27 protein-coding genes and 1 riboswitch are annotated in these 25,995 nt (G+C 65.2%); of the genes, 10 read left to right on the forward strand and 17 right to left on the reverse strand.

Features of this window, described 5'->3' with window-relative positions:
• Positions 1-55: 55 nt before the first annotated feature.
• Positions 56-1,162 carry a 23S rRNA (adenine(2503)-C(2))-methyltransferase RlmN gene (rlmN, locus tag ACLI1P_RS08195; RefSeq protein WP_296130718.1) on the reverse strand — a complete coding sequence of 369 codons (1,107 nt, stop codon included), beginning with the start codon at positions 1,160-1,162 and terminating at the stop codon, positions 56-58.
• A 93-nt stretch (positions 1,163-1,255) separates the two neighbouring features.
• On the opposite strand from rlmN, the gene ACLI1P_RS08200 reads away from it, so the two are divergent.
• Positions 1,256-1,696 carry a lipopolysaccharide assembly LapA domain-containing protein gene (locus ACLI1P_RS08200; protein ID WP_296130715.1) on the forward strand — a complete coding sequence of 147 codons (441 nt, stop codon included), beginning with the start codon at positions 1,256-1,258 and terminating at the stop codon, positions 1,694-1,696.
• Positions 1,697-1,727: 31 nt separating this feature from the next.
• Here ACLI1P_RS08200 and ACLI1P_RS08205 read toward each other — a convergent pair whose 3' ends face one another.
• The 5 genes from ACLI1P_RS08205 to rpsB form a co-directional block, all read right to left on the reverse strand.
• Complete coding sequence (locus ACLI1P_RS08205) at positions 1,728-2,582, reverse strand: phosphatidate cytidylyltransferase (RefSeq protein WP_296130983.1); 855 nt, start codon at positions 2,580-2,582, stop codon at positions 1,728-1,730.
• A gap of 146 nt (positions 2,583-2,728) precedes the next feature.
• The gene (frr, locus tag ACLI1P_RS08210) at positions 2,729-3,286 is read right to left on the reverse strand and encodes a ribosome recycling factor (RefSeq protein ID WP_296130712.1); all 558 of its coding nucleotides are present in this window, start codon (positions 3,284-3,286) and stop codon (positions 2,729-2,731) included.
• 72 nt (positions 3,287-3,358) lie between these two features.
• Positions 3,359-4,093 carry a UMP kinase gene (pyrH, locus tag ACLI1P_RS08215; RefSeq protein WP_306506850.1) on the reverse strand — a complete coding sequence of 245 codons (735 nt, stop codon included), beginning with the start codon at positions 4,091-4,093 and terminating at the stop codon, positions 3,359-3,361.
• A gap of 232 nt (positions 4,094-4,325) precedes the next feature.
• Positions 4,326-5,138, reverse strand: coding sequence for a translation elongation factor Ts (tsf, locus tag ACLI1P_RS08220; protein ID WP_411708532.1), 813 nt, complete (start codon positions 5,136-5,138; stop codon positions 4,326-4,328).
• A 222-nt stretch (positions 5,139-5,360) separates the two neighbouring features.
• Entirely contained in the window at positions 5,361-6,191 is an 831-nt protein-coding gene (gene rpsB / locus ACLI1P_RS08225; RefSeq protein WP_306506763.1) for a 30S ribosomal protein S2, read from the reverse strand.
• Between the two features lie 404 nt (positions 6,192-6,595).
• On the opposite strand from rpsB, the gene ACLI1P_RS08230 reads away from it, so the two are divergent.
• Complete coding sequence (locus ACLI1P_RS08230) at positions 6,596-7,108, forward strand: M23 family metallopeptidase (RefSeq protein ID WP_408931243.1); 513 nt, start codon at positions 6,596-6,598, stop codon at positions 7,106-7,108.
• Here ACLI1P_RS08230 and ACLI1P_RS08235 read toward each other — a convergent pair.
• From ACLI1P_RS08235 to rplS, 9 genes are all read right to left on the reverse strand, one after another.
• Positions 7,071-8,000: a tyrosine recombinase XerC gene (locus ACLI1P_RS08235; protein WP_408931242.1), complete on the reverse strand. Its 930-nt coding sequence runs from the start codon at positions 7,998-8,000 to the stop codon at positions 7,071-7,073. The genes ACLI1P_RS08230 and ACLI1P_RS08235 overlap by 38 nt on opposite strands.
• A 15-nt stretch (positions 8,001-8,015) precedes the next feature.
• Positions 8,016-9,194 (reverse strand): DNA-processing protein DprA, encoded by a 1,179-nt coding sequence (dprA, locus tag ACLI1P_RS08240; protein ID WP_411708533.1) that lies wholly within the window; start codon positions 9,192-9,194, stop codon positions 8,016-8,018.
• Positions 9,191-10,714, reverse strand: coding sequence for a YifB family Mg chelatase-like AAA ATPase (locus tag ACLI1P_RS08245; protein WP_411708534.1), 1,524 nt, complete (start codon positions 10,712-10,714; stop codon positions 9,191-9,193). The genes dprA and ACLI1P_RS08245 overlap by 4 nt, the downstream gene beginning before the upstream one ends.
• Positions 10,701-11,099 (reverse strand): YraN family protein, encoded by a 399-nt coding sequence (locus ACLI1P_RS08250; protein ID WP_411708535.1) that lies wholly within the window; start codon positions 11,097-11,099, stop codon positions 10,701-10,703. The genes ACLI1P_RS08245 and ACLI1P_RS08250 overlap by 14 nt, the downstream gene beginning before the upstream one ends.
• A 194-nt stretch (positions 11,100-11,293) precedes the next feature.
• Positions 11,294-11,599, reverse strand: coding sequence for a DUF2469 domain-containing protein (locus ACLI1P_RS08255; RefSeq protein ID WP_039675937.1), 306 nt, complete (start codon positions 11,597-11,599; stop codon positions 11,294-11,296).
• 72 nt (positions 11,600-11,671) lie between these two features.
• Complete coding sequence (locus ACLI1P_RS08260; RefSeq protein ID WP_306506762.1) at positions 11,672-12,313, reverse strand: ribonuclease HII; 642 nt, start codon at positions 12,311-12,313, stop codon at positions 11,672-11,674.
• 4 nt (positions 12,314-12,317) lie between these two features.
• Positions 12,318-13,031, reverse strand: a complete 714-nt coding sequence (gene lepB / locus ACLI1P_RS08265; protein ID WP_411708536.1) for a signal peptidase I — start codon at positions 13,029-13,031, stop codon at positions 12,318-12,320.
• Entirely contained in the window at positions 13,009-13,704 is a 696-nt protein-coding gene (gene lepB, locus ACLI1P_RS08270) for a signal peptidase I (RefSeq protein ID WP_306506849.1), read from the reverse strand. Before lepB (ACLI1P_RS08270) ends, lepB (ACLI1P_RS08265) begins: the two co-directional genes overlap by 23 nt.
• A 231-nt stretch (positions 13,705-13,935) precedes the next feature.
• The gene (gene rplS / locus ACLI1P_RS08275) at positions 13,936-14,280 is read right to left on the reverse strand and encodes a 50S ribosomal protein L19 (protein WP_296131457.1); all 345 of its coding nucleotides are present in this window, start codon (positions 14,278-14,280) and stop codon (positions 13,936-13,938) included.
• Between the two features lie 174 nt (positions 14,281-14,454).
• Positions 14,455-14,569, forward strand: a riboswitch (TPP riboswitch).
• On the opposite strand from rplS, the gene thiC reads away from it, so the two are divergent.
• The 6 genes from thiC (at position 14,565) to ACLI1P_RS08305 (ending at position 20,177) form a co-directional block, all read left to right on the forward strand.
• The gene (gene thiC / locus ACLI1P_RS08280; protein ID WP_408930659.1) at positions 14,565-16,343 is read left to right on the forward strand and encodes a phosphomethylpyrimidine synthase ThiC; all 1,779 of its coding nucleotides are present in this window, start codon (positions 14,565-14,567) and stop codon (positions 16,341-16,343) included. Its footprint overlaps the riboswitch before it by 5 nt.
• Positions 16,336-16,989 carry a thiamine phosphate synthase gene (locus ACLI1P_RS08285; RefSeq protein ID WP_408930660.1) on the forward strand — a complete coding sequence of 218 codons (654 nt, stop codon included), beginning with the start codon at positions 16,336-16,338 and terminating at the stop codon, positions 16,987-16,989. Before thiC ends, ACLI1P_RS08285 begins: the two co-directional genes overlap by 8 nt.
• Positions 16,986-18,125, forward strand: coding sequence for a glycine oxidase ThiO (thiO, locus tag ACLI1P_RS08290; protein WP_411708537.1), 1,140 nt, complete (start codon positions 16,986-16,988; stop codon positions 18,123-18,125). The genes ACLI1P_RS08285 and thiO overlap by 4 nt, the downstream gene beginning before the upstream one ends.
• Positions 18,126-18,128: 3 nt before the next feature.
• Complete coding sequence (thiS, locus tag ACLI1P_RS08295) at positions 18,129-18,326, forward strand: sulfur carrier protein ThiS (protein WP_296131448.1); 198 nt, start codon at positions 18,129-18,131, stop codon at positions 18,324-18,326.
• Complete coding sequence (locus ACLI1P_RS08300; RefSeq protein ID WP_296131445.1) at positions 18,327-19,106, forward strand: thiazole synthase; 780 nt, start codon at positions 18,327-18,329, stop codon at positions 19,104-19,106.
• 6 nt (positions 19,107-19,112) lie between these two features.
• Positions 19,113-20,177 (forward strand): ThiF family adenylyltransferase, encoded by a 1,065-nt coding sequence (locus ACLI1P_RS08305; protein ID WP_296131441.1) that lies wholly within the window; start codon positions 19,113-19,115, stop codon positions 20,175-20,177.
• Here the strand turns inward: ACLI1P_RS08305 and ACLI1P_RS08310 are convergent.
• Entirely contained in the window at positions 20,174-22,312 is a 2,139-nt protein-coding gene (locus tag ACLI1P_RS08310) for a YhgE/Pip family protein (RefSeq protein WP_411708538.1), read from the reverse strand. The genes ACLI1P_RS08305 and ACLI1P_RS08310 overlap by 4 nt on opposite strands.
• 205 nt (positions 22,313-22,517) lie before the next feature.
• Here ACLI1P_RS08310 and ACLI1P_RS08315 point away from each other — a divergent pair, with 205 nt between their 5' ends.
• Both ACLI1P_RS08315 and ACLI1P_RS08320 read left to right on the forward strand, forming a co-directional pair.
• A complete protein-coding gene (locus ACLI1P_RS08315; RefSeq protein WP_411708539.1) occupies positions 22,518-22,949 on the forward strand; it encodes a hypothetical protein in 432 nt (143 codons plus the stop codon).
• On the forward strand, positions 22,903-23,580 hold the full coding sequence (locus ACLI1P_RS08320; RefSeq protein WP_411708540.1) for an HNH endonuclease signature motif containing protein: 678 nt from the start codon (positions 22,903-22,905) through the stop codon (positions 23,578-23,580). The genes ACLI1P_RS08315 and ACLI1P_RS08320 overlap by 47 nt, the downstream gene beginning before the upstream one ends.
• Positions 23,581-23,684: 104 nt before the next feature.
• On the opposite strand, the gene ACLI1P_RS08325 is transcribed toward ACLI1P_RS08320, so the two are convergent.
• Entirely contained in the window at positions 23,685-25,979 is a 2,295-nt protein-coding gene (locus ACLI1P_RS08325; protein WP_411708541.1) for a Tex family protein, read from the reverse strand.
• Positions 25,980-25,995 lie beyond the last annotated feature (16 nt).

Below are 25,995 nucleotides of genomic sequence, written 5' to 3' on the forward strand. Positions count from 1 at the left end.
TGCGGACAGCGCCCAGCTAGATCCCCATTGTCGTTAGAACATTGTTATCAGTAAGCTAGGCGGTTTCGCGCTCATCGGCGGCGAGCTGGCCACAGGCCGCTGCGATCTCATCGCCCTTGGTATCGCGCACCGTACACGGCACGCCCTGAGCAATGACACGGCGGACGAACTCGTCCTGGCGGGCCTTCGGCGCGGCATCCCACTCAGAACCCGGAGTGGGGTTCAGAGGGATGACGTTGACGTGCACCTTGGATCCCAATGCCGCATGCAGCTTCTGCCCCAGCATGTCCGCACGGAAGTCCTGATCGTTCTTGTCACGGATCAGCGCGTACTCGATGGACACGCGGCGGCCGGACTTATCGGCGTAGTACTTCGCAGCGTCGAGTACCTCCGAGACCGGCCAGCGGTTATTCACCGGCACCAGCGAATCACGCAGCTCGTCGTCCGGGGTGTGCAGGGACACCGCGAGGGTGCAGGCCAAGTCCTCGTCCGCGAGCTTGCGGATAGCCGGGGCCAAGCCCACAGTGGACACCGTCACGTTGCGCTGGGACAGGCCGAAACCGGTGAGATCCTGGCCGGTGATCTGGCGCACCGCCTGGACTACGCGCTTGTAGTTGGCCAGCGGCTCACCCATGCCCATGAACACGACGTTGCTCAGGCGCCCGCCCTCGGCCTCCATGAGGCGCGCGGCGTGGCGGAACTGCTCCACAATCTCCGCGGTGGAGAGGTTGCGGTCAAGTCCACCCTGGCCGGTGGCACAGAACGGGCACGCCATGCCGCAGCCGGCCTGGGAAGAGATACACAGGGTGGCGCGGCCCGGGTAGCGCATGAGCACCGATTCCAGCATGGTGCCATCGTGCAGGCGCCACAGGGACTTGGTGGTCTCCCCGTCATCGGTAGACGTCTGGCGGATGGGCGTCATCAGCTCTGGGAACAGCCGCTCCTGCACAGCCTCGCGCGCGGAGGCGGGAATGTCCGTCATCTCGGACACGTCCGCGGTGTGGTGAACGTAGTAGTGCTTGGCCAACTGCTTGGCGCGGAACTTGGGCTGGCCAAGTTCGGCGAGCGCCGCAATGCGCTCGTCCTCAGTCAGGTCCGCGAAGTGCTTCGGGGGCAGCCCGCGGCGCGGGGCGGAGAAGTTCAATTTCAGTGGTTCAGCCATGGTGCAGCCCATTTTCCACGTTTTCGTGACTTTTATCCAATTGAGCGGCCGCCTGAGTGGCGGAAGTGACATCTTGGACGATTTAATAGGACTATGACGAATCCAGAAAAGCATTCTGCAGACCTTCCCGCAGACGGCATCACGCCGGAGACCACCGACTACACCACCGCGAGCGAACCGACCTATTCCGCCCCGGACGCCACCACGCCCGACACCACCGGCGCGGTGGAGACCGCACCCAGCTCCGTCGAGTACGACACGACCCGAGACGAGTCTGGCAAGGTGAAGGGTTCCTTCGCAGCCAGCACCTGGATCGCGCTGATCGTAGGCTTCCTGCTGCTCATCGTGCTCATCATCTTCATCCTTCAGAACCAGCATGAGGTGCCCATGAACTTCCTCAACTGGTCCGTGGAGTTCCCGGCAGGCGTAACCTACCTCATCTGCGCCATCGCTGGTGCACTCATCATGGCGCTCGTCGGCGGCTGGCGCATGTTCGAGCTGCGCCGCCAGGTGCGCAAGCAGGGCCACCGCTAGGGGCAGCTGTGGCGGAGGCGCCTTAAGGGGGTTAGGGCGTCAGGGTGGCCAGGAAGCTCATGGCCACCCAGGTCACCATCGCGGACGGCAGCATGCCGTCTAGGCGGTCCATGAGGCCGCCGTGGCCGGGCAAGAGCGCGGACATATCCTTGATGCCCAGCTCGCGCTTGAACTGCGATTCCACCAAGTCACCGAGCGTGGCGCAGAAGACTAGGCCCAGGCCCATGAGCGCGCCCAGCCACGGCTTGTGGTGAAGCAAGAAGGCGAAGGACAGGGTGCCGGTGGCAATACCGAAGATGATGGACCCGGCGAAGCCTTCCCACGACTTTTTGGGACTGACCGACGGGGCCATGGGGTGCGAGCCGAACATGACACCGGCAATGTAGCCGCCGGTATCGGAGGCCACCACGCACAGCATGAACACGACAATAGACGCCGCTCCGGACGCGAACGGTGTTTCCACGCGCGAGAGCATGGCGGCAAACGTGCCGAACAGGGGGATCCACGTCAGCACGAAAATGCCCATGGACATATCGCGCAAGTAGTTAATAGGCGGGCGGTGCCGGCCGTTGTGGAACAAGCGCCCAAACATGAGGGCTAAAACCGCCACCACGTACACGGAGACCAGACCGGCCGCGTTGAGCGGCCACGAGATCCAGAGCATGGCTTGGCCCAAGATAATGAGCAGCGTGCGCGGCATCTGGTAGGAATTCTCCCGCAGGCGCGTGAGCACTTCCCACATGGCCACGCCGACGGCCGCGGCTACCACGAGGTACCACACGAGCGGGCCGGCCCAGACAGCGAACACAACGAGGGCGCCCAGCGCCACTCCGACGGCGATAGCCGCGGGCAGGTTGCGGCCTGCCCCGTTCTTTGGCCTCGGCATGCGGCGCTGGTGCTCGGTGATCACGCGTGCTCCTTTACGTTGTTTGCGGCGGCAAGCTGAGCTGAATGAGCTCTACACAGAAAGAAGCCGCCGGGCTCGTCACGGTCAGTCTGGGCACGGCGGCGATGGGTCGCTGGCGGAGGTGGCTAGACCTCCATCAGCTCCTCTTCCTTATTGGCTACGAGCTTGTCCACCTGCTCGATGTAGCCGGAGGTAATCTTCTCCATTTCCTTCTCCGCAGCGATAACCTCGTCCTCGCCCGCGTCGCCGTCCTTCTGCAGCTTCTTCAGCTGCTCCATGGCCTTGCGGCGGATGTTGCGGATGGCAATCTTGCCGTCCTCGCCCTTGCTCTTAGCCATCTTGACCATGTCGCGGCGGCGCTCCTCCGTCAGCTGCGGCACGGTGACGCGCAGCACCTGGCCGTCGTTGGTGGGGTTAACACCCAGGTCGGAGTTGCGGATAGCGTTCTCAATCTCGCCGATCATGGACTGCTCGTAAGGCTTGATCAGCAGCATGCGCGGCTCCGGAACGGAGACGGTGGCCATCTGCGTAATCGGGGTGGGAACGCCGTAGTACTCGGCCACGAGGCCGTTGAACATGGACGGGTTTGCGCGGCCGGTGCGGATGGTGACCAGCTGCTCGCGGGTGTGCTCCACGGAGGAGGTCATGTGCTCTTCTGCTTCGAGCTGGATCTCGTCGATCATGAGGGTCTTACAACTCCCTTGAAATAGTTAAAAGTACTGGGAAAGAATTTAGCAGGTCGCGGGCGGTTCGCGCTAAGACTGAACCAGCGTGCCGATCTTCTCGCCGTTGACGGCGCGCTTAATGTTGCCTTCGGTGAGCAGGTTGAACACCAGAATCGGCATGTTGTTGTCCATGCACAAGCTAAACGCCGTGGCATCGGCCACCTTGAGGTTCTTCTCAATGACCTCGCGCGGGGTGATTTCGGAGTACAGCTCCGCGTCCGGGTTGGTGCGCGGGTCGTCGGAGTACACACCGTCGACAGCCTTGGCCAGGAAGAGCACCTCGGCACCGATTTCCAGGGCGCGCTGCGCAGCCGTGGTGTCGGTGGAGAAGTAGGGCATGCCCATGCCTGCACCGAAGATGACCACGCGGCCCTTCTCTAGGTGGCGGTCGGCGCGCAGCGGCAGGTACGGCTCCGCAATCTGGGCCATGTTGATGGAGGTCTGCACGCGGCAGTCAATGCCCTGCTGCTTGAGGAAGTCCTGCAGCGCCAGGGAGTTCATGACAGTACCCAGCATGCCCATGTAGTCAGAGCGCGCGCGGTCCATGCCGCGCTGGGACAGCTCGGCGCCGCGGAAGAAGTTGCCACCGCCGATGACGACGGCGATTTCGGTTCCCTGCTCAGCCACCTCTGCAATCTGGCGGGCAACGTTTTCGACAACGTCCGGGTCGATGCCTACCTTGCCGCCGCCGAACATTTCACCGCCCAGCTTGAGCATGACGCGCTTGTATCCGGTTCGCTTCGGTTCAGTAGTCACGGCCTTCATCGTCTCCTTCACGCATGGCGGTGCGTCACCTCGAGCATCAACATGGCGCATTCGAGATGAGCACTTGAATAATTCTATTCCATCTTAACCATAGGGACTAAGACGGATATATTCACCCGCGCTAGCACACGCCCGCTGCTTAGCGACGCCCCAAAACGCCAACGCCCCCTCTCCCCTTCCCACGGCTAGTGGAAAGGGAGGAGGGGGAACGTGGGGCTAAGGCAGGTAGCGCTTAGGCGCCAACCTCGTAGCGGACGAAGCCGGTGATGGTGGTGCCGGCCTCCTCAGCAACCTGCTTAACGGTCTTCTTGGAGTCAGACAGGGCAGCCTGCTCCAGCAGGACGACGGACTTGTAGAAGCCGTTGAGGCGGCCTTCCACGATCTTCGGCAGGGCTGCCTCCGGCTTGCCCTCCTCGCGGGTGGTGGCCTCAGCGATCTCGCGCTCCTTCTCCACAACCTCAGCCGGAACGTCCTCACGGGTGAGGTACTCGGCGTTCATTGCGGCAATCTGCAGGGCCACAGCGTGTGCGCCCTCCTCGTTGCCCTCGTAGGAGACCAGCACGCCCACTGCCGGCGGCAGGTCAGCGGAACGCTGGTGCAGGTACACGGCAACGTTGTCGCCCTCGATGGTGACGGCGCGGCGGGCCTGCAGCTTCTCGCCGGTCTTTGCGGACTCCTCGTCAACGACCTCGGAGACCTTCTTGCCGTCGATCTCCAGGTTGTTGAGCTCCTCGCCGGAGTTCACCTTGGCCTCACCGGCAGCGTCAGCAATCTTAGAAGCGAAGGCCTTGAAGGCGTCGTTCTTAGCCACGAAGTCGGTCTCACAGTTGATCTCGACCATGGTGTTGCCGGACACGGCGATCAGGCCCTCGGTAGCCTCGCGCTCAGCGCGCTTGGACACGTTCTTGGCACCCTTGATGCGCAGGAACTCGACAGCCTTGTCGTAGTCGCCCTGGGACTCCTCGAGAGCCTTCTTGCAATCGAGCATGCCGGAGCCGGTAGCCTCGCGCAATGCCTTAACGTCTGCAGCAGTGTAGTTCGCCATAGTTGGAGCGATCCTCCTTGGAATTAAACGGTATTCGATGAAACAGCGTAGCTGAATAGCTGCCACCACGTCGCGTTGAGGGGGGTGTTAACACCATCCCCACTCCCCCGCGAGGGTAACGCAGTCAGCGCTGTGGCGCCGCACTCGGGCGACGCGAAAGAAAAGCCCCCATCGCCGTGGGCACGAGGTGCCGCGCGGTGCGGGGGCTAATCAGGCAGCAGATTACTCTGCGGACTTCTCGGAAGACTCCTCAGCCTTCTCAGCGGAAGCCGGGTCGGAAGCAGCGGCTGCCTCGGCAGCGTCGCGTGCGTCCTTCTCAGCGGAGTCGCCGGCGGCTTCCTTAGCCTGAGCCAGCTTGCGCTCCTCGCGGGCCTTCTTGCCCTCTTCCACTGCGGTGGCGATGATGCCGGAGAGCAGCTTGGTGGCGCGGATAGCGTCGTCGTTACCCGGAATCGGGAAGGTGACCTCGTCCGGATCGCAGTTGGTATCCAGGATGGCCACAACCGGGATGTTAAGCTTGTGAGCCTCCTTGACCGCGATGTGCTCCTTGTTGGTGTCAACGATCCACAGAGCGGACGGAGCCTTGGTCATGTCGGAGATGCCGCCCAGAACGCGCTCCAGCTTGACGCGCTCACGGTTGAGCATGAGGACTTCCTTCTTGGTGCGGCCCTTGTAGCCGTCCTCGGCGGCGTCCATGGCCTGCAGCTCCTTCATGCGCTTCAGGCGCTTGGAGACAGTCTGGAAGTTGGTGAGCATGCCGCCCAGCCAGCGGTGGTTAACGTACGGCATACCAACGCGGGTGGCCTCTTCTGCCACGGCCTCCTGGGCCTGCTTCTTGGTGCCGACGAAGAGGATGGTGCCGCCGTGTGCGACGGTCTCCTTCACGAACTCGAAGGCCTCATCGATGTAGGTCAGCGTCTGCTGCAGGTCGATGATGTAGATGCCGTTACGGTCGGTGAAGATAAAGCGCTTCATCTTCGGGTTCCAGCGACGGGTCTGGTGACCGAAGTGGACACCGGCGTCGAGGAGCTCGCGCATGGTTACAACTGCCATGATTCGCTCGCTTTCTGTTGTTGTTTCGGTTTTGAAAAAATTGTGCGGTGTTTTATTCCGCACCCTAGCAACGAAGGCCCAGGTCAACACCCCGATATCACGGGGACCACGTCAACCACGGACTGTCTCTTCCTTAACCCAGGAAGCGACGGCTTCGCCGCGCGTAGTCAATCCGAGTCGTGTTGCACCAGCTTGCGCGGTACACATTTGACACAGACTGCTAGCCGTCAGCTTAGTACTGATTGGCTGGGGATTCCAAAACGACAACCATTCAATCGGCCATGTTTAGTTGACCCCCTCATCTATCTTTTACCACTCACCCCATCAGCCACATCCTCCCCACGTTATCCACAGCGACGCGCCACGCCCTATCGCACCGATTGCGCCCCGCGCATGCTTGGCACATGCGCACTTTTCACCGCCTCCTCCTCGCTGGCCTCGTTGCACTGGCCACAACGACCGCACCGCCGGCTGCCGCCTACGTCGACCCCACCACCGGCGAGCCCACGGCCTCCCGCGTGTTGCGTGGCTTCGATCCTCCGGAAAAGCGCTGGCTGGCCGGACATCGCGGCGTGGACCTAGGGCTACCCGTAGGCGGAGAAGTCAAAGCGGCCGGTGCCGGGGTGGTCCACTTCGCGGGCTCCGTTGCCGGCACGCCGGTCGTCTCCATCCAGCATGCTTCCGGGCTGCGCACCACTTACCAGCCGGTGTTCGCGCGGGTCGAGCGCGGCGACCACGTCGACGAGGGACAGGTGATCGGCACACTAGCTCCCTCGGTCGATGGCTACCCTGGCCTGCATTGGGGCGCACGCGAAGGCAGGTCCGGCGCGGAGAACTACATCGATCCGCTCAGCTTGTTGTCCGGGCCGGTGATTCGGCTCAAGCCCGTGGGTGGGCGCGGGCATAGACGTCCTTAAGACGCTGCGCTGATACGTGCGTGTAGACCTGCGTGGTCTGCAGCGAGGAGTGGCCCAGCAGCTCCTGGACCACGCGCAGATCGGCCCCGCCCTCGAGAAGATGCGTAGCCGCCGAGTGGCGCAGGCCGTGCGGCGTCAGTCCCGGTGCACCCGTAACCTGCGCCGCCTTTTCCACCACGCGCCGCACTTGGCGCGTGTCGATGCGGCCGCCTCGGGTGCCCACGAACACCGCGGGAGTATCGCCGGCAAGGTGCGGGCGACCAACCTCCAGCCACTGTTCTAGGGCCTCGGCCGCGGATTCCCCGAAGGGAACCACGCGTTGCTTGTTGCCTTTACCGGTCACTCGTGCGGTGCGGCGTGACAGGTCTAGGTCGTCGATGTCGAGCCCGACGAGCTCAGCCACACGCGTGCCGGTAGCGTACAAGAATTCCAGCATGGCGCTATCGCGCAGAAAGTGAGCCTCGTCGGCAGATACGGCGTTCATCATGAGCTCACCCGCTTTGGCCGGCGACATGACGGTCGGCAGGTGCTTGCCCACTGCAGGGGTGGCCAGGCGCTGGGCCACGTCGACGTCGAGGTAGCCCTCCCGCGTGGCCCACGAAGAAAAAGCGCGCAATGCCGCGGTGCGCCGAGCCAGCGTGGAGCGAGACTTCCCCTCTTCCACCGCGCTGGCCAGCCACGCACGAAGCTCTGCCAGGGTAAAGGACGCGAAGTCCGGGACGCCGCGTGCGAGGAGACGCAGGTCCGAGCAATAGCCGCGCACGGTGGCCGCAGAGCGGCCGCGGACCACGCGCTGGTATTCGGCAAAGTCCTCGATCGCCTCATCGAGCTGTCCGCCCACGCGCGGCTCCCCCGCGCCGGTTGCGCCTCTTGTGCCACGTGCGTCACTCATAGCTCATGAGTGTACTCAGGTGCGTCGCCACAGCGCCCCCGAGCGCGCAATCACTCCCATCTTTTGCATCGCCACGAGCAGGTGGATGGTCAGCGGCACCCGCATACCCGCGGATTGGGCAATCTCTTCCGCGCTGGCGCCTGCCTCCGCCGTCTCCGGTGGAGTCGAGTCATAGACCCGCAGCTCGTTGTGGGACAATCGCTGGACAGCGGTGGGCTGAAACTCCATTTCGTACTGTCCAGCCACGTCCACATCGCCCGCATGCCCAATGAAGCCGCGCACCTCATCCGCGGAGGCGACCAGCTGCGCGCGTCCTTCTTGAATGCGCTGGTGGCAGCCGAGCGAGCCCGAGGTGGTCACTGGACCGGGAACCGCCATCGCAACCTTTCCCAGCGCCTCGGCCCAGTTCAGGGTGTTGAGGGCACCGGAGCGAAAGCCCGCCTCCACCACCACAGTGCCTGCCGTCAGGGCGGCGACCAATCGATTGCGGGAGAGAAAGCGGTAGCGCTCCGGGCGGGTTCCCGGCGCGAACTCCGACACAATGCACCCGCTGTCAGCAATCTTGTTAAAGAGTGCCTCGTTGCGCACCGGGTAGGACACGTCGATGCCACAGGCAGCCACCGCGACCGTCTGCCCGCCAGCCTCCAACGCGGCCTCGTGCACGGCGGTATCCACTCCCGTGGCCCCGCCGGACACCACGGTCCACTGATGCGTGGCCAATCCACTAGCCAGTCGCCGGCTTACCTCCCAGCCGTACTTGCTGATAGCCCGCGTTCCCACCAGCGCAACAGACTGGGTCACGGCCTCCCGAAGGCTGCCGCCGCGCACCCACAGACTGTTCGGCGGGACCGCCTGGCTATCAAAGGTCGCTGGCGCATCTACCTGCCCTTGGAGGTAGAAGCCGAAGGCCTGCGAGAATTCCTCGTGCGGCCACTCGGCATCCTCCGGGGTTATCAGCCGTGCTCCCACCTCCGCGGCAGCGGCCAGGTCCTCGTCTTGGCGCAGCCACTCCCGGCGGCTGGCCGTGGCCTGGCGCAGCGGTCCGATCCACTCCTCCGCCCGGTAGATGCCGCGCGCGATCTCCTCCGCCGGGTACTGGGTAAGAAGCCCATGCAGCGCGGGAGATGGCCCGTCGACCACGCGATTGAGGTAGGCCCAGGTGTGCTGTGGCGTAGACAGATTCAGCTCACTCATGCCGCCAGCCTTTCGATGGTTCCGGCGCCGCGCAGGTCCAGGGCTCGGCTCACGTGCTCAAGCTCTGGGCGTGGCGCCCCCTCGAGGTCCGCCAGTGTCCAGGCCAGGCGCAGCACGCGGTCTACCCCGCGCTGACTCAGCTCCCCTTCCGCCAGGTACGCCGACAGCATGACCATCGCTGACTCTGACGCCGGCCGATGTCGCCGCAAATATGCCGCCGGAACAGCACCGTTGACCACGACACCAAGGCCGTCTGCCTCCCACCGCGCGGCCATGCGCTCGCGGGCTTCTGCCACTCGTTCGGCGATGACCGCGGAGGTCTCCTCCCCAGCCGCGTTAAGCACTGCGGCCTGTCCCGACAGGGACACGATGATGTCGAGCCGGTCGCGCAGCGGGCCGGAGAGGTTCGACAGGTAATTCATGCGGTCTGCCGCCCGGCATTCACACCGCGCCGGGTCCTCGGTACCGCAGCGGCACGGGTTGGCCGCCAAGACCAGCTGGAAGCGTGCGGGAAACGTCACCTCCCGCCGCGCGCGGGCCAGGCGCACTTGTCCTTCCTCCAAGGGAGCGCGGAGTCCGTCCAGCACCTGGGCCGGAACCTCGCTGACTTCATCCAAGAACAGCACCCCGTGATGCGCCAGGCTTACCGCGCCGGGACGCGGGCGGCCCGAACCGCCGCCGATGAGCGCCGCCTTGGTTACTGAGGCGTGCGGGGCAATAAACGGTGCGCGCGAGACCACCGAGCCCAGGGAGCCCGCCACCGAGTGAATGGCCGTGGCCTCAACCGACTGATCGGTGCTCAAGCGCGGCAGGATGCTCGGAAGACGGGAGGCAATCATTGACTTTCCCGAGCCTGGCGGGCCAACCATCATCACGTGGTGGCCACCGGCAGCGGCTACCTCCGCGGCCCACTTGGCTTCGTACTGGCCGGCCACCTCGCAGAAATCCGCCGGCTCCTCGTCCGCCGGTGAGCATTCCCGGGCCACTTCACGCGCCAGGAAAAGGCAATCGCTCCCGCAGGCCCAGGCGTAGGCATCCCACAGGGTGTCTGCCACCAGGACGTTCATGTCCGGCACGAGCGCCGCCTCCGCCGCGTTTCCGGTCGGGATAACCAGGGTGTCATAGCCGTGAGAGCGCGCGGCCAGGATGGCGGGGATAATGCCGGAGACAGGGCGCACCTGACCATCGAGTCCCAGCTCCCCCAGCACTAGGGCGCGGGCCAGCCGGCCGTGCTCGCCCTGGCCCGCGCCCAGAATGGCGAGTGCCATCGGTAGGTCGAAATGGGCACCCGCCTTGGGCAGCGAGGCCGGGGACATGGAGACGACGACCTTAGTCTTCGGCCACGGCAGGTGGGAGTTGCTCACTGCGGTGCGGATGCGGTCGCGGGATTCGGAGATGGCGGCATCTCCGAGCCCCACCACGTGGACCCCGGGCAGTCCCGGCCCCACGTTGGCTTCTACAGCGACGACGCGCGCCAGCACGCCGTCGAGGGCAATGGTGTCACACCTACCGAGCGCCATTGTCCACCCCTTGGAAGTACTCCACGTCGAAGTCCTCCCCGGCCTTGACTAGGGCAAGGACGTCGAAGCGAACCGGTGAGAAGGGTTTGCCGTCAAGCCAGTGGGCCGCGGCCTTGCGCAGGCGCTTTAGCTTGCGCTTGGTTACTGCCTCAGCCACGCCATACGCGCGGCTGGCGCGAGTTTTAACTTCGACGAAGACAATGGTGCCGTCCGCCTCGCGGACGACAAGGTCAATTTCGCCCACGCGGTAGTGCACGTTGGCGGCGATGACCTGCGCACCGCGGGCGCGGTAAAAGTTGGCGGCGAACTGCTCGCCGGCTTTACCCAAGGCGTCCTTATGACGCAGTGTTCTGCCGGGGACGGTCGAATCAGTAAAAGTTGTCATTGTGGTGTTCCTTGAAAGTGTGGGAAAGCTACATGCCGCATTGCTCACGACACTTCCCAGAACACCCCACCGCTGCCACTGCTGGCTAGGGTCATCTGCCCCGCCCCGGCAGATCTGTGGATAACTCCCCCGGGCTCACCACGTCCTCGGCACCCCGCTCACTCTCTCCCCCACGGAGCAGGACCCGCGGGCGCTTAGTCAGGCAGGACGAAGTCCGGCTTGTCCAACTCCTCAATGTTGACGTCCTTGTAGGTGATGACACGGACGTAGCGCACGAAACGCGCAGAGCGGTACATGTCCCATACCCAGGCATCGGACATGCGCACCTCGTAGTACACGTCGGGGCCGGAGGTGTGTGGGATGAGTTCGACCGCGTTGGCCAGGTAAAACCGGCGCTCGGTTTCCACCACATAGGAGAATTGGCTGACCACATCGCGGTATTCGCGGTACAGCGACAGCTCGACTTCAGCTTCGTAGTTATCGAGTTCCTCAGCGCTCACGGTGTGCATCTCCTTCGCTCATAACCCAGGGTGAACTCGCCTCAGCTTACTTGCTTCGGCCGGCACACTCGCTCAGGCGCGCGCGATAAATTCCGCGTGTGCCTGCGCCACATTGCGGTAGCTCATCCGGTGCTCTGGAGTGGCGCCGAGGCGAGCGATCGCTGCCTGGTGCACGGCAGTGCCATAGCCCTTGTGGCCGGCGAGCCCGTAGCCGGGGTAGCGCGCATCCAGCTCACCCATGAGCCGGTCGCGGGAGACCTTCGCCAGGATGCTGGCAGCCGCGATGCACCGCGCCGCGGCGTCGCCACCGATGATCGGCAGTTGCGGGGCGGGGATGCCGGGGACCCGGAGGGCGTCGGTAAGCACATAGCCCGGCCGCACCGCCAGCTGCGCCACCGCCCGGCGCATGCCGGACAGGTTGGCGTGCTGGATGCCAAAAGTGTCCACGTCTTGCGCATCGATGTGCACCACCGCCCACGCCACCGCGCGCTTCTTGATGACTGGCTCCAGCTTCTCCCGCGCGGCGGGGCTGAGCTTCTTCGAATCATCCAGGCGGTCGAGCTCCGGGAGGATACGCTGGGGCAGGATGCAGGCCCCTATAGTCACCGGACCGCAGCACGCGCCCCGCCCGGCCTCGTCGACGCCGACCACGGGCCCCAGACCGGCCTTATCCAGCGCCACCTCATAGGTGCGCTTCTGCTTCAACCTGCGCATGCGGCTACAGCTCCGCGCGGTCGACGCTCTGCAGGCGGCTAAGCGGCAGCACGACGGCCTCCACTCGGCCCCGCACGGCGTCGAGAGGCACCGTGCCCTGCTCCTTATCCCCCAGGTGCGCGCGCGAATCCAGGGAATTGGTCCGGTTGTCCCCCATGACCCAGAGGTGGCCCTCCGGCACCGTCACGGGGCCAAAGTAGGCGCCCCCGCAGGCCACAGAGCCGGCGCGGTCATCGATGGGGATCTCCGGCGGGTCGAGCACGAAATCCTGGTTGATAGGCCGGCCATCCACCATGACGGACGGATCGCCCTCCTCGCAGGACACCGTCTGGCCTGCCGTGGCGATGACGCGCTTGACCAGAATGTTCTCGCCGTTGGGCACCAGACCCACCACCGCGCCCAGGTTCTGCACGCCGCGCACCAGCACGTTGCGGGAGCGGGAGACCTCGAAGGAGGTATTCCACGATTCCGGTCCGCTAAAGACCACCACGTCCCCGGGCTGCGGCGGGGAGAAGTAGTAGCTCACCTTCTGCACCACGATGCGGTCATTGCTGCACCCAGGGCAGCCATGCAGGGTGGGCTCCATGGAGGAGGACGGGATGAGGTAGAGCCGCCCCACGAAGGCCTGGATCAGTGCCAGGAGAACAAAAGTGAGAAGGAGCGCGGGGAGGAAATCCCGCGCGCGCGGGCGGGCCTTAGGACTGGATGTCCAGGTCATCGACCCCACCGATGCGGTTGAAGGGGAAGAACACGAACATCACCTTGCCGCGGACATTCTCCACCGGGATGGTGCCCTGGTACTCATCCTGCATGTGGTAGCGCGAATCCGCCGAGGCCGTGCGGTTATCACCCATGACCCAGATGTTGTCCTCCGGGACGGTCACCGGGCCGAAGTAGGCGCCACCGCAGGCGTTAGAACCGGTGGACTCGTCCACGCGGTAGGTCGGCGGGTTCTGGACGTAGTCTTGGTCAATGGGCTTGCCGTCCACCATGACAGCCGGGTCGCCTTCCTGGCAGGACACGGTCTGCCCGCCCGTGGCGATAACACGCTTGACCAGAGTGTTCTCGTCCGGCGGGGTGAGAGAAACGTAGCTCAACGCGTCCTGGATGTGGTGAATCACCGGATTCGAGGAGCGCGGCGACACCCAGTTGGTGTCCCAATCCGGGGTTCCTTTGAACACGACGACGTCGCCAGGCTCCGGGCCCTTATCCCCGTAATAGGAGACCTTCTCCGTAAAGATGCGGTCGTTGGTGCAGCCCGTGCAGCCATGCAGGGTCGGCTCCATAGAGCCCGAAGGGATGACATACTGCCGGCCCACGAAGTTCTGGAACACGCCCACCACGGCGAGCACGCAGACCACCACGAGCGCTGTTTCCAGCAGCCACGGCATCTGCTTCTTTTCCTTGGCAGGAGCCGCCGCGCTTGCCGACGCCCCCGTGTCCCCCACCGTCTCCTCGACGGCAGGCTGGGCACCTTCAGTAATGTCGTTGTCTTTTTCCACGGGCTAAATCCTAGCAATCCGCCTTCTGCTCACCGCGCGCGGCGCACGAAAAAGCCCCCTGCTCCCTCCCACTAGAGCCAGCAGGAGGAGAACAGGGGGCTTGGCGAGGGCGCCGAAAGACTAGCGGCGCTCCTTGATGCGGGCCTTCTTACCGCGCAGGTCGCGCAGGTAGTACAGCTTCGCACGGCGAACGCGGCCGCGGCGAGCAACCTCGATGGAGGCGATGTTCGGGGAGTGAACCGGGAAGGTACGCTCCACGCCGATGCCGAAGGAGACCTTACGCACGGTGAAGGTCTCGCGGATGCCGGAGCCCTGGCGGCGGATGCAGACACCCTTGAAGAGCTGGGTACGCTCGGTGGTGCCCTCGATGACCTTGACGTTAACGTCAAGGGTATCGCCCGGGCGGAAGGACGGGATATCGTCGCGCAGCTGTGCTGCGTCAACCTTGTCAATGAGGTTTGCCATTGAATGTTTCCTTTTCAGTTTAAGACAGAGGACCCTGGCGCCACCTTGTGGCGGCTGACCGGTTCGTGCCTGTTACATAGAACATCGCTATCTTTCCATACCCCGCCCCCACCGGCCAAATTGCCCAAACGCCTGACACGGCTGCGGTGAGCATTCTATGGTGGTTTACGCACTGATACACCCCACGGGTGCCCACAGGAAGTGGGCTGAGAGTGGCGCTGACACCGCGCCTGCACCGTTCGAACCTGTCTGGTTAGCACCAGCGAAGGAAGAGAGGAGCAGCCATGACGGCTACCCACAATGAGATCCATCCCAAGCACTCCTACTCCCCCATCCGGGAGAACGGACTGGAGGTTCCGGAAACCGAAATCCAGCTGGATGATTCCCCCACCGGCCCCAACGAGCCATTCCGCGTCTACCGCACGCGCGGCCCGGAGTGCGAGCCCGAGGTGGGCCTGCCGGCCTTGCGCGCAGAGTGGATTGCAGAGCGTGGCGACGTGGAGACCTACGCCGGCCGCGCCCGCAACTTGGCCGATGACGGCCGCTCCGCCGAGCGCCGCGGCGCCGCCTCCCAGGAGTGGAAAGGTGAGCGCCGCCAGCCATTACGCTCTCAGGAGGGCAAGCGGGTTACCCAGATGCACTACGCGCGCCAGGGCATCATCACCAAGGAGATGCAGTTCGTAGCCCTGCGCGAGCACTGCGACCCGGAGTTCGTGCGCTCCGAAATCGCGCGCGGGCGCGCCATCCTGCCCAACAACGTCAACCACCCGGAATCCGAGCCAATGATCATCGGCCGCAACTTCCTCACCAAGATCAACGCCAACATTGGCAACTCCGCGGTGACCTCCTCCATTGCCGAGGAAGTCTCCAAGCTGCGCTGGGCCACGCGCTGGGGCGCGGACACGGTCATGGACCTCTCCACCGGCGATGACATCCACACCACCCGCGAGTGGATTCTGCGCAACTCCCCGGTCCCGATCGGCACCGTGCCCATCTACCAGGCCCTGGAGAAGGTAAACGGCGTAGCCGAGGACCTCACCTGGGAAGTCTTCCGGGATACCGTCATCGAGCAGTGCGAGCAGGGCGTGGACTACATGACCATCCACGCCGGCGTGCTGCTGCCCTACGTGCCGCTGACCACCGAGCGCGTCACCGGAATCGTCTCCCGCGGCGGTTCGATTATGGCTGGCTGGTGCCTGGCGCACCACAAGGAGTCCTTCCTCTACGAGAACTTTGATGAGCTGTGCGAGATTTTCGCGCGCTACGACGTCGCCTTCTCCCTCGGTGATGGCCTGCGCCCGGGTTCTTTGGCGGATGCCAACGACACCGCCCAGTTCGCCGAGCTCAAGACCATTGGCGAGCTCACCCGGCGCGCCTGGGACTACGACGTCCAGGTCATGGTGGAGGGCCCCGGCCACGTGCCGCTCAACATGATTCAGGAGAACAACGAGCTGGAGCAGGAGTGGGCCTCGGAAGCCCCCTTCTACACGCTGGGCCCGCTGGTCACCGACATCGCGCCGGGCTACGACCACATCACCTCCGCCATCGGCGCGGCGAACATCGCCATGGGAGGCACGGCCATGCTGTGCTACGTCACCCCCAAGGAGCACCTGGGCCTGCCCAACCGCGATGACGTCAAGACCGGCGTTATTACCTACAAGCTCGCCGCCCATGCCGCCGACGTGGCGAAGGGCCACCCGGGTGCGCGCGCCTGGGACGACGCGATGAGCAAGGCCCGCTTCGAGTTCCGTTGGCACGACCAGTTCGCGCTCTCACTGGATCCGGACACCGCGCAGGCTTACCACGATGAAACCCTGCCCGCGGAGCCGGCGAAGACCGCCCACTTCTGCTCCATGTGTGGCCCGAAGTTCTGCTCCATGCGCATCAGCCAGGACATTCGGGATACGTTCTCCGATTCCCTCGGCATGCCCAGCTTCCCGGGGCAAGGCTCCATCGACCCCGACGTCGTCGCCGCGGCCCGCGCGGGCGAGGAGCGCAAGTCGGAGGAGTTCAAGGCGCAGGGCTCGCAGCTCTACCACGAGGAAGACGGGGTCCATGCCTGATCTTCGCTGCTACTTCGTCACCGGCACTGCGGACTCCCCTGCGGATATCGTGCGCATCGCTGCGGCGGCGGCCCGGGGCGGGGCGGGCATCGTGCAGGTGCGCTCGAAGCCGATTTCCGCGCGCGATCTCTACCTGCTGGGCCGGGACGTCGCCCGCGCGGTGGCAGCGGCGAACCCGGCAACGCGTGTGCTTATCGACGACCGCGTGGACGTCGCCCTCGCCCTACGCCACGACGGCGAGCCGGTCCACGGCGTGCACCTTGGCCAGGATGATCTCCCCGTCGAGCAGGCCCGCGCGCTCCTCGGGCCGGACGCGATTATCGGGCTCACCACGGGTACCCGCGAGCTCGTCGAGAAAGCCAACGAGGTTGCTGACCTCATTGACTACATCGGGTGCGGCCCGTTCCGGGCTACCCCGACGAAGGATTCCGGCCGCCCGCCCCTGGGGCTTAACGCCTATCCGGAGCTGGTCGAGCTCTCCCGGGTCCCGCTCGTGGCCATCGGGGATGTCACCGCCGACGATGCCGCAGCTCTCGCGGCCACGGGCGTGGCCGGCCTCGCGGTCGTGCGTGGCATCATGCATGCAGACGACCCGGAGGCCTACTGCCGCGAGCTCCTTTCCGGCTTCGATGAAGGTGCGCGATGAGTACTGCATCTGACTCCACCGTCATCGTCGTCGGCGCCGGCGTGGTGGGCCTGGCCACCGCGGTGGAGCTTGCCTCCCGTGGCCACGCGGTCACCGTGCTCGACCCCGAGCCGGCCTTCGGCGCCACACACTTCGCCGGCGGCATGCTCGCCCCGACAGCCGAGGTGGTCTACCAGCAGGATCCGCTCTTTCCGCTAATGCGTGCTTCCGGCACGTGGTATCCCGAGCTCATCGACCTCGTTGCTTCCCACACGGACGTCCCCACCGGCTACCGCGATGAGGGCACGCTCGTCGTCGCCGCCGACCGCACAGATGCCCAGCACCTTACTGAGCTAGCTGATTATCAATCTCTCCACGGCATGGAGGTCGAGCGCATCACCGTGCGCGAGGCCCGCCGCGCCGAACCGCTTCTCTCCCCGCGGCTAGCAGGTGCTGTGAGCATCCCGGGCGACACCCAGGTCTTTCCCCGCCAGTGGGCGGCCGCACTCCTAAGCGCAGCCCAGAAACTCGGCGTTCGCTTTTTCCGCACGCCCGCCCACGCCATCGATGCCGAACACGGCGTCGTGCGCACCCCCACCGGCGAGTTCCACGCCGATGACGTCGTGTTGGCCGCCGGCCTGGGCGCGCGCGACGTCGAATGGGCACAATCGGCAGGGCTAGAGCGCTCTCCCCTGCAGCTGCGCCCGGTCTACGGCGATATCCTGCGCCTGGGTGTGCCAGAGCACCTTCGCCCGCTGCTGAACCGCGTGGTCCGCGGTTTCGTGGAGGACCGCCCCGTCTACCTTATTCCGCGCCACGATGGCACCCTGGCCATCGGAGCCACCACCCGGGAAGATTCCCTGGCCTCCGCCCAGGCCGGCGGGGTCTACGCCCTGCTGCGCGACGCCATCCGGCTCCTCCCCGCCGTCGAGGAGTGCGAATTCCTCGAGGCCAGCGCGGGCGCGCGCCCCGGCACGCCGGATGACCTGCCCTATCTCGGCCGCGTGGGCGCTAAGCTCGTCATATCCACCGGCTATTTCCGCCACGGAATCCTGCTCACCGCGCTTGCGGCTCGGTGCACCAGCGAGCTTGTCGAGCACTCCGAGCCCAGCATCGACCTCACCGCCTGCTCGCCCCTGCGCCATGACAAGGAGTAAACCATGATTCTCATCCTCAACGGCCAACCCTATGACACGGCTGCCGGCACCGTCGCCCAGCTGCTCCAGGAGAAGGGCATTGCTGCCGACGGCACCGCCGTGGCCGTGGCCGAGCAGGTCGTGCCGCGCTCACAGTGGGATACCGCCACGCTGAGTGAGGGCGCGAGCGTGGAAATCCTCACCGCCGTCCAAGGAGGCTAAATGCTCACCATCGCCGACACCACCTTTTCTTCCCACCTCATCATGGGCACCGGCGGGGCGACGAGCCACGAGGCCCTCGAGCGAGCGCTCGTCGCCTCTGGCACGGAGCTCACCACGGTGGCCATGCGCCGCCACGCCGGCACCTCACACGGCGAAAGTGTCTTTGACCTGCTGCGCCGCTTGAACATCGCCCCGCTACCGAATACCGCCGGCTGCCGCACCGCGCGCGAGGCTGTGCTCACCGCCCAGATGGCGCGGGAGGCCCTCGGCACGAATTGGGTCAAGGTGGAGGTCATCGCCGACGAGCACACGCTGCTTCCCGACGTCCTCGAAACCCTCGACGCCACCGAGCTCCTTTCCGCCGAAGGTTTCACCGTTCTGGCCTACACCAGCGATGACCCCGTAGCCGCCCAGCGCTTGGAGGACGCCGGGGCCGCCGCCGTCATGCCGCTCGGCGCGCCCATCGGCACCGGCTTGGGCATTCTCAACCCACACAACCTCGAGCTCATCTGTTCCCGCGCAAGTGTGCCCGTGCTTGTCGACGCCGGCATCGGCACCGCCTCCGACGCCGCCCGCGCCATGGAGCTGGGCTGCTCGGGCGTGCTGCTCGCCAGCGCGGTGAACCGCTGCCAGGACCCGGAGGCCATGGCCACCGCCATGCGCCACGCCGTGGAGGCCGGACGCCTCGCTAGGAGTGCAGGCCGCATCCCCCAGCGCGAGCATGCCCAGGCCTCCTCCACTTTTGAGGGCCTGGCCAGCTGGGCCGACCAGGTCCTTTAAGCCCTCATGCTCAGCGACTCCGAGCGCGCCCGCACCGCGCGCCAACGCATCCTGCCCGGCTTCGGCGACGACGCCCAAGAACGGCTCCACGCCGCCCACGTCCTCATCGTCGGCGCGGGTGGACTCGGCTGCCCGGCCCTCCAGCAGCTTGCCGCCGCCGGGATCGGGCACATCACGCTCATTGATTCCGACACCGTCGATATGAGCAACCTGCACAGGCAGGTGCTGTTCGGGGTGGGAGACGTCGGCAAGCCCAAAGCCCAGGTGGCAGCCACGCGCGCCCGCGAGCTGGGCCCCGAGCTCACCGTCACCCCGCTGCAGGAACGCCTCGATACCACTAATGTCGTGGACCTGTGCGCCGACGCCGACCTCGTGCTCGATGGCTCCGATACCTTTGCCACCAAGTACCTCGTCGCCGACGCCTGCGAAATCACCTCTACCCCGCTGGCCTGGGGAACCGTGCTGCGCTACGGCGGGCAGGCCGCGCTGTGGCACTCCGGTCCCGCCTGCGACGACGGGCGCGGGGTAGGCCTGCGCGACCTTTTCCCCGCCCCGCCCGAGGGCGAGGCCCTGGAGTGCTCCACGGCTGGGGTTCTCGGGGCCACGACGTCGGTCATCGCAGGGCTTATGGCTACCTCCGCCATCGGCATGCTCGGCGCGCTCCCCCACCACGCGGAGCTGGTCGGGCGCGTCACCACCTACGACGCGCTGCCCGGCTCCTTCCGCACGCTGCGCGCGGCCGCAGACCCCGACCGCGCCCTCGTCACCTCACTCGACACCGCCGCTGAGCTGCCGCCGGAGCTAAGCACAGGCCGCGCCGCCCTCCTAGATATTTCCGAGCACCCCGCTGCACTCGCTCCCCTTCCCTCGGTAGCGCTTCCCTGGCACACCGTCACCGATGACGATGCGGTGCGCCGCGCCCTCGCATCGTGCGACGCCGACCTGGTGTTCGTGGCCTGCCCCTCGGGCGGGCGCAGCGCCGGTTTTGCCCTGCGCTACGCCGACCTCGCCGCTTCGATGGGCATCGAGCTGCGCAACCTCCCCGGCGGGCTGGCGGCCTTAGGCTACTAAGCGCCGGCCGCCGCCTTCGTGCGGAACAGGTGCTCGTCCAAGATGCGGGCGGTGCCGTGGTGGCGCGCCCGGAACACCAGGCACGAGGCCACAAGCGCCAGCACCGTGACGATGAGCAGCACGGCGATGCCCGCGACGAAGGTGCCGTCGTGGATACCGTCGGTAGCCCGGGTAAACGCGTTCTTCGCGTACGTCATCGGGTGGAAGGGGTGCAGCATGCTCAGCGGCCGCGGTATGGCCGCCACCGGCCACACGCCGCCGAAGACCATGACGCCGAGGGCAAACGCACCGACGGAGAACACCGCCCCGATTTTCCGCCCGAAGGTCACGAGGAAGAACTGGTACGTCGCCGCGCCCACCGCGGCAATGGCCGAGATGACGAGCACAATCATGGGCCAGCTCTCCGGACGCCATCCCAGGGTGGCGGACATGATGGCCATAAACGCCAGAACCAGGAAGTTCAGACCCGCCACCACGCCGAACGCGGCGAGGATTCCGCGCACCGGGCTGGCCGCAGTACCGTTGCGGCGGCCCAGGTAGTACGGCAGCGTCATCGCCACGAGCAGCATGACGAGGAAGCCAAAGACCAGGACCAGTAGCATCGACACGCCGCCGGTGATGTCCTTGTGGGTCGGGTCAAGCGGATTAACCACCGTCTGCACGGGGTGAACGTTGGACTCGGTGAAATTGATGGGCACCGCCATGTTCTGCGCCGATGCGTCGGGCTTGGGGACGATCGGGGCCTTCGCGGCGCCGTCGGCAAGCTTGGTGGCCAGCTCGTTCGAGCCGGACTTGAGCTGATCCATACCGTCTTTAAGGTCCGCGCCGCCCGCAGACAACTGGCTGGTGCCGTCCTTGAGCGTGCCCGTGCCCTCGTGCAGCCGGGTCGCGCCGTCGTGCAGCTGCGCCGCGCCGGTGCTGAGCTCCCCCACGCCGCTGCGCAGGTCCTTGGTTCCCGTGGCCAGGCGGTGCGTGCCGTCGTTCAAAGTCTGCATACCGCCGAGGTACTCCGAGTTCGGGTCGGACAGGTTGTAGTAGAGCTCGCCGGTGCCGGCCGAAAGCTTCTCCAGCTGCGCCACCATGTTGCCGCTGGCCGCCGGGTCGAGCTTGGACACCAGCGAGTAGAGCTGCTCGGCTTGCTCAGTCATGCCGAGGCTGCGAAGAACGTCAACCAACTGCAGCAGCGCCGGTGCCACCGCTTGGGCTTGCTTGAGCACCGGGATGAGCATGCCGGTGAGCTGGTTGACGCCGCCGTCGATCTGGCCCGCGCCCTCGGCCAGGCGGCCGGTGCCGGCCAGCAGCCTATCGGAGCCGTCCGCGAGCTGCGTGGCGCCATCATCCAGTTGCGTCGCACCGGCACTGAGCTTGCCGACGCCCTCCTGTAACCGCGTCGTGCCGTCCACCAACTGCCCGGTACCGGTATTGAGTTCACTCGCGCCGGAGTCCAGCTTGGCAATGCCCTCGACCGCGCGCCCGCCGCCGTCCTGCAGCGCGCCCGCGCCCTCATCGAGTCGGCCCGCGCCCTCGGCCGCAGTATTCAGGCCCTCGCTCAGCTTGCCCAATCCTTCGATGACCTGGTCGGCGTACTTCTTGGAAATGGCATTCTCCACGCTGGTTTGCACCTGCGGAATCAGGCTGGCGGAAATCACCGAGCCGTTCGTACCGTAGTAGTCATTCGTGGCGAAGTGAATCTCCGGCTTCACGGGGTTATCACTGATGATGGTGACGGCCTGCTCGGAAAAGTTCTTCGGAATGGTCACCACCATGAGGTATTGGCCCTTGAGCAGCCCCTCCTCCCCCTGGGCCTGGTCGACCTCCGCGAAGTTGAGGTAGTCCGTCTCCAGCAGCCCCTCCACCACTTGGTCGCCGTAGTTGGTGAAGGTGCCTTGCTTGTCGACGCCCACGTCCTCATTGACCACCGCCAAGTCAATATTGCGCATGTACTTCGACGGATCCCACATCGCCCACATCATGGTGCCGGCCACGATGATCGGGGCCACAAGGAGGAAGACGATGAGCACTCTGGACAGGGTGCTCCTGGGACGCCAATCAAGTACACGGTGCCAGCCCATCGCTGATGATGACGAAGCATCGTTCGCCTCGACAGACACAGCACTACGCTTCTCTTCACTCATGGAAACTCCTTGGGATTGACGAGGACGGCCAGATACCCTGCTGGTTTGCAGAATAAAGACGCCGCCTTTTAGTTTGTTTCTACAAACGTACCACTGGAGCACAGCAACCGTTTAACGAACTGCAATTCATTCAGAAAATTGACTAAGCGGTACACTCCTCCTCTTCCGGTTGCGGGGGTGGTGAGCTTGCTTTAGTCTCCTTCCCATGGGGGATTTAGAGACCTATTTCTCCTTCCGTTGCTCGGGGATGTCATTGGTGGAGCAAGCGGAAGGAGGCGAAAAGCACCTACGCGCACTCGGCGCTGCACCAGCCGATGCCGCCGAACTCGCACGCCTGCACCACGTCTACTTCGGTGCCACGAAGTTCACGGGTAAGCAGCACACCGCCCGCAAGCGTGCGGTCGATAGCGGCCACGATGTGGCCACGCTAAGCCTCATCGAGTCCTATACGGCACGGTTGAAGAATCAGCTGGACGCCTGGAACCTTCGCATCAAACTCAGCCGGCACACCCGCCCACAACATCCCCGCCGTAGCGTCGAAAAAGCTCAAGGAGCTCAACCCCAAGCGTGTGCCCAAGCCGGGGGTGCGCATGACCTACCGCAAAGACGGCCCGCACTCGCTGACGATTACCGATAACCCACTGACCATCACCGAGATGCGCGGGGTCCTAGAATCGCTTGATCCCACCGACTTGTTGAATGCCTCGAAACAGGTCTTCTTTGAAAAATCCCACGGCGGAACCAAACCAGCGGTGCTGACCAGTGTGGTCGTTACCCTAGACAAGCTCGACAAGATTGTTAGCGGCGACGGTGATGACATCGTGCTTGAGCTCACTAATGGCGGCCGGATGACCGGCACGGAGTTTCTGAACTACAAGTTTGCCGAGATCGGTTACGTCACCCTCATCCACCCCACGATCGGGCCGGTGTGGCTACACCGCATGAAACGCTTGGCCGGGTTTGAGCAGCGCATGATGGCTAGTGCGGAGCATCCCACCTGTGCCAGGAAAGGCTGCAACAAACCCGCCGACTACGCCCACGTGCACCACCTCATCCCATGGAAAGCAGGAGGTACCACCGATCCGCCGAATCTGACAATGTTGTGTGCCTATCACAACGGTGTCAACGATGATGACCCGGATAAACCCACCGGGGCAGGCTACGTCTTCCGTCTTCGCGGCGAGGTGGACTACATCCCACCCTGGGGAGAACCAATCACCACCCAAGCGGCCTACCAACAAGCCGCAGCACGAGCCGCACCCGACTAGAACCACAACGCCACGCGGAACGCCCACAAGGCCTTCCGCGACATCGGCGATCCCACACGCCGAAAATCACCCCCTACCGTTCGAACGGTCGGGGGTGTAGCGCGTTAGAAGCCGGCCTTCTTGAGGGCATCGGCCATCGAGCCGCCGCCCCCGCGGTCCTGGCGGCCACGCGAGCGGCCGCCCTTGCGTCCGGAACTTCGGCGGGAGTTCCCGCCACCGTTGGTGCCGCTGCGGCGCTTCGGCGCGGGCTGGCCGGGCTCGTCGTCCAGCCGCAGGCTTAGCCCGATGCGCTGGCGCTCAACGTCAACCTCCATCACCTTAACCTTGACCACCTGCCCCGAGCGCACGACCTCGTGCGGATCGGAGACAAACTTGTGGCTCATGGCGGAGACGTGGACGAGGCCGTCCTGGTGCACGCCGACGTCGATAAACGCGCCGAACGCCGCCACGTTGGTCACGGTGCCCTCCAGAATCATGCCTGGTTTCAAGTCCGAGACCTTGTCCACGCCTTCCTTGAACGTGGCGGTCTTGAACTCTGGGCGCGGGTCGCGGCCGGGCTTGTCCAGCTCCGCGATGATGTCCGTGATGGTCGGGACGCCGAAGGTCTCATCCGCGAAGTCGGACGGGCTAAGCTTTGTCAGCACGCGGGAATTGCCGATGAGCTCCGAGACCCCCAGGCCGGTCTTCTCCGCGATGCGGGCGACCACCGGATAGGCCTCCGGGTGCACGGCCGAGGCGTCGAGGAGATCGCTGCCGCCGGTGATGCGCAGGAAGCCCGCCGACTGCTCAAAGGCCTTCGGCCCCAAGCGCGGCACCTTCTTCAGCTCCTTGCGCGAGGCAAACGTGCCGTTCTCGTCGCGGTAGGCCACGATGTTGGCGGCAATCGTGGAGTTCACGCCGGCCACGCGCTCCAGCAGCGGGGCCGAGGCCGTGTTGAGGTCCACCCCGACGCCGTTGACGGCATCCTCCACCACGCCGTCGAGGGTGCGCGCGAGCGCTACCTGGTTGACGTCGTGCTGGTACTGGCCCACGCCGATGGCCTTCGGGTCGATCTTCACCAGCTCCGCCAGCGGGTCTTGGAGGCGGCGCGCGATGGAGACCGCACCACGCAGGGAGACGTCCATGTCGGGGAATTCGTCGGCCGCGAGCTGGGAGGCCGAGTAGACGGACGCGCCAGCCTCGGAGACCACCACCGGTGTGGGGCGAGCCCCGCCTGCCTGCGCGATAAGGTCGGCGACCTCCCCGGCCAGCTTTTCCGTCTCGCGCGAGGCAGTACCGTTGCCGATGGCCATGAGGTCCACCGAATGGGCAGCGCTTAACGACGCCAACTCGCGCACCGCCTCAGCCCATTTCTTCTGCGGCTGGTGCGGGTAGACGATGGTGGTGGCCAGGACCTTGCCGGTCGGGTCAACAACCGCGCACTTCACGCCGTTGCGGTAGCCCGGATCCAGCCCCAAGGTGGCACGCTGGCCGGCCGGGGCAGCTAGGAGCACGTCGCGCAGGTTGGTGGCGAAGACCTTGAGCGCGCCTTCCTCCGCTTTTTCTTTCAAGCGCATACGCACGTCCAAGCCGGAGGAGATGGAGAGTTTGGTGCGCCAGCCCCAGTGGACGGCGTCGGCAAGCCAGCGCGAGGTGGCAACATCAAGGTCGAAGCGGTCCGCAATGATCCCCTCGTACACGGCGTCGTCCCCGGCATCGAGGTTAAGCTGCAGCACACCCTCGTTCTCGCCGCGCAGCAGCGCCAAGATGCGGTGCGAGGGCAGCTTCTCAAACGGCTCGGAGAATTCGAAGTAGTCTTTGAACTTCGCGCCCTCGGTTTCCTTGCCCTCGACCACGCCGGCATTCATGGAGCCTGTGGTGTACATGCGCTCGCGCACCTCGCCCACGAGATCCGCATCGAGCGCAAAACGGTCGATCAGGATGGACCGCGCACCCTCGAGGGCCTTCTTGGTCTCCTCGAAACCCTCGGTGAGGTACTCCCCCGCCAGCTGCGCCGGGTCCGCGCTGGGATTCTCGATGAGCTTGTCCGTCAACGGCTCAAGGCCGGCCTCGCGAGCAATGTCGGCCTTGGTCTTGCGGCGCTTCTTGTACGGCAGGTACAGGTCCTCCAGGCGGGCCTTGGTCTCGCAGGCCACGATGAGCGCGCGGAGGTCATCGGTGAGCTTGCCTTGTTCCTCAATGGCGGCAAGTACAGTCTCCTTGCGCTCCTCCAGCTCGCGCAGGTAGGTGGAGCGCTCCTCGATGATGCGCAGCTGGGAATCATCCAACCCGCCCGTCGCTTCCTTGCGGTAGCGGGCGATGAACGGAACGGTATTGCCTTCTGCCATGAGCTTGAGTGCTGCGGCGACGAAGGACTCCTTGACTCCCAGCTCGGTGGCGATGGTGGCTGCGATGTTCACAAAACCTCTTTATGTG

This window comes from Corynebacterium tardum, assembly GCF_046717785.1.
Taxonomy (GTDB): Bacteria; Actinomycetota; Actinomycetes; order Mycobacteriales; family Mycobacteriaceae; genus Corynebacterium.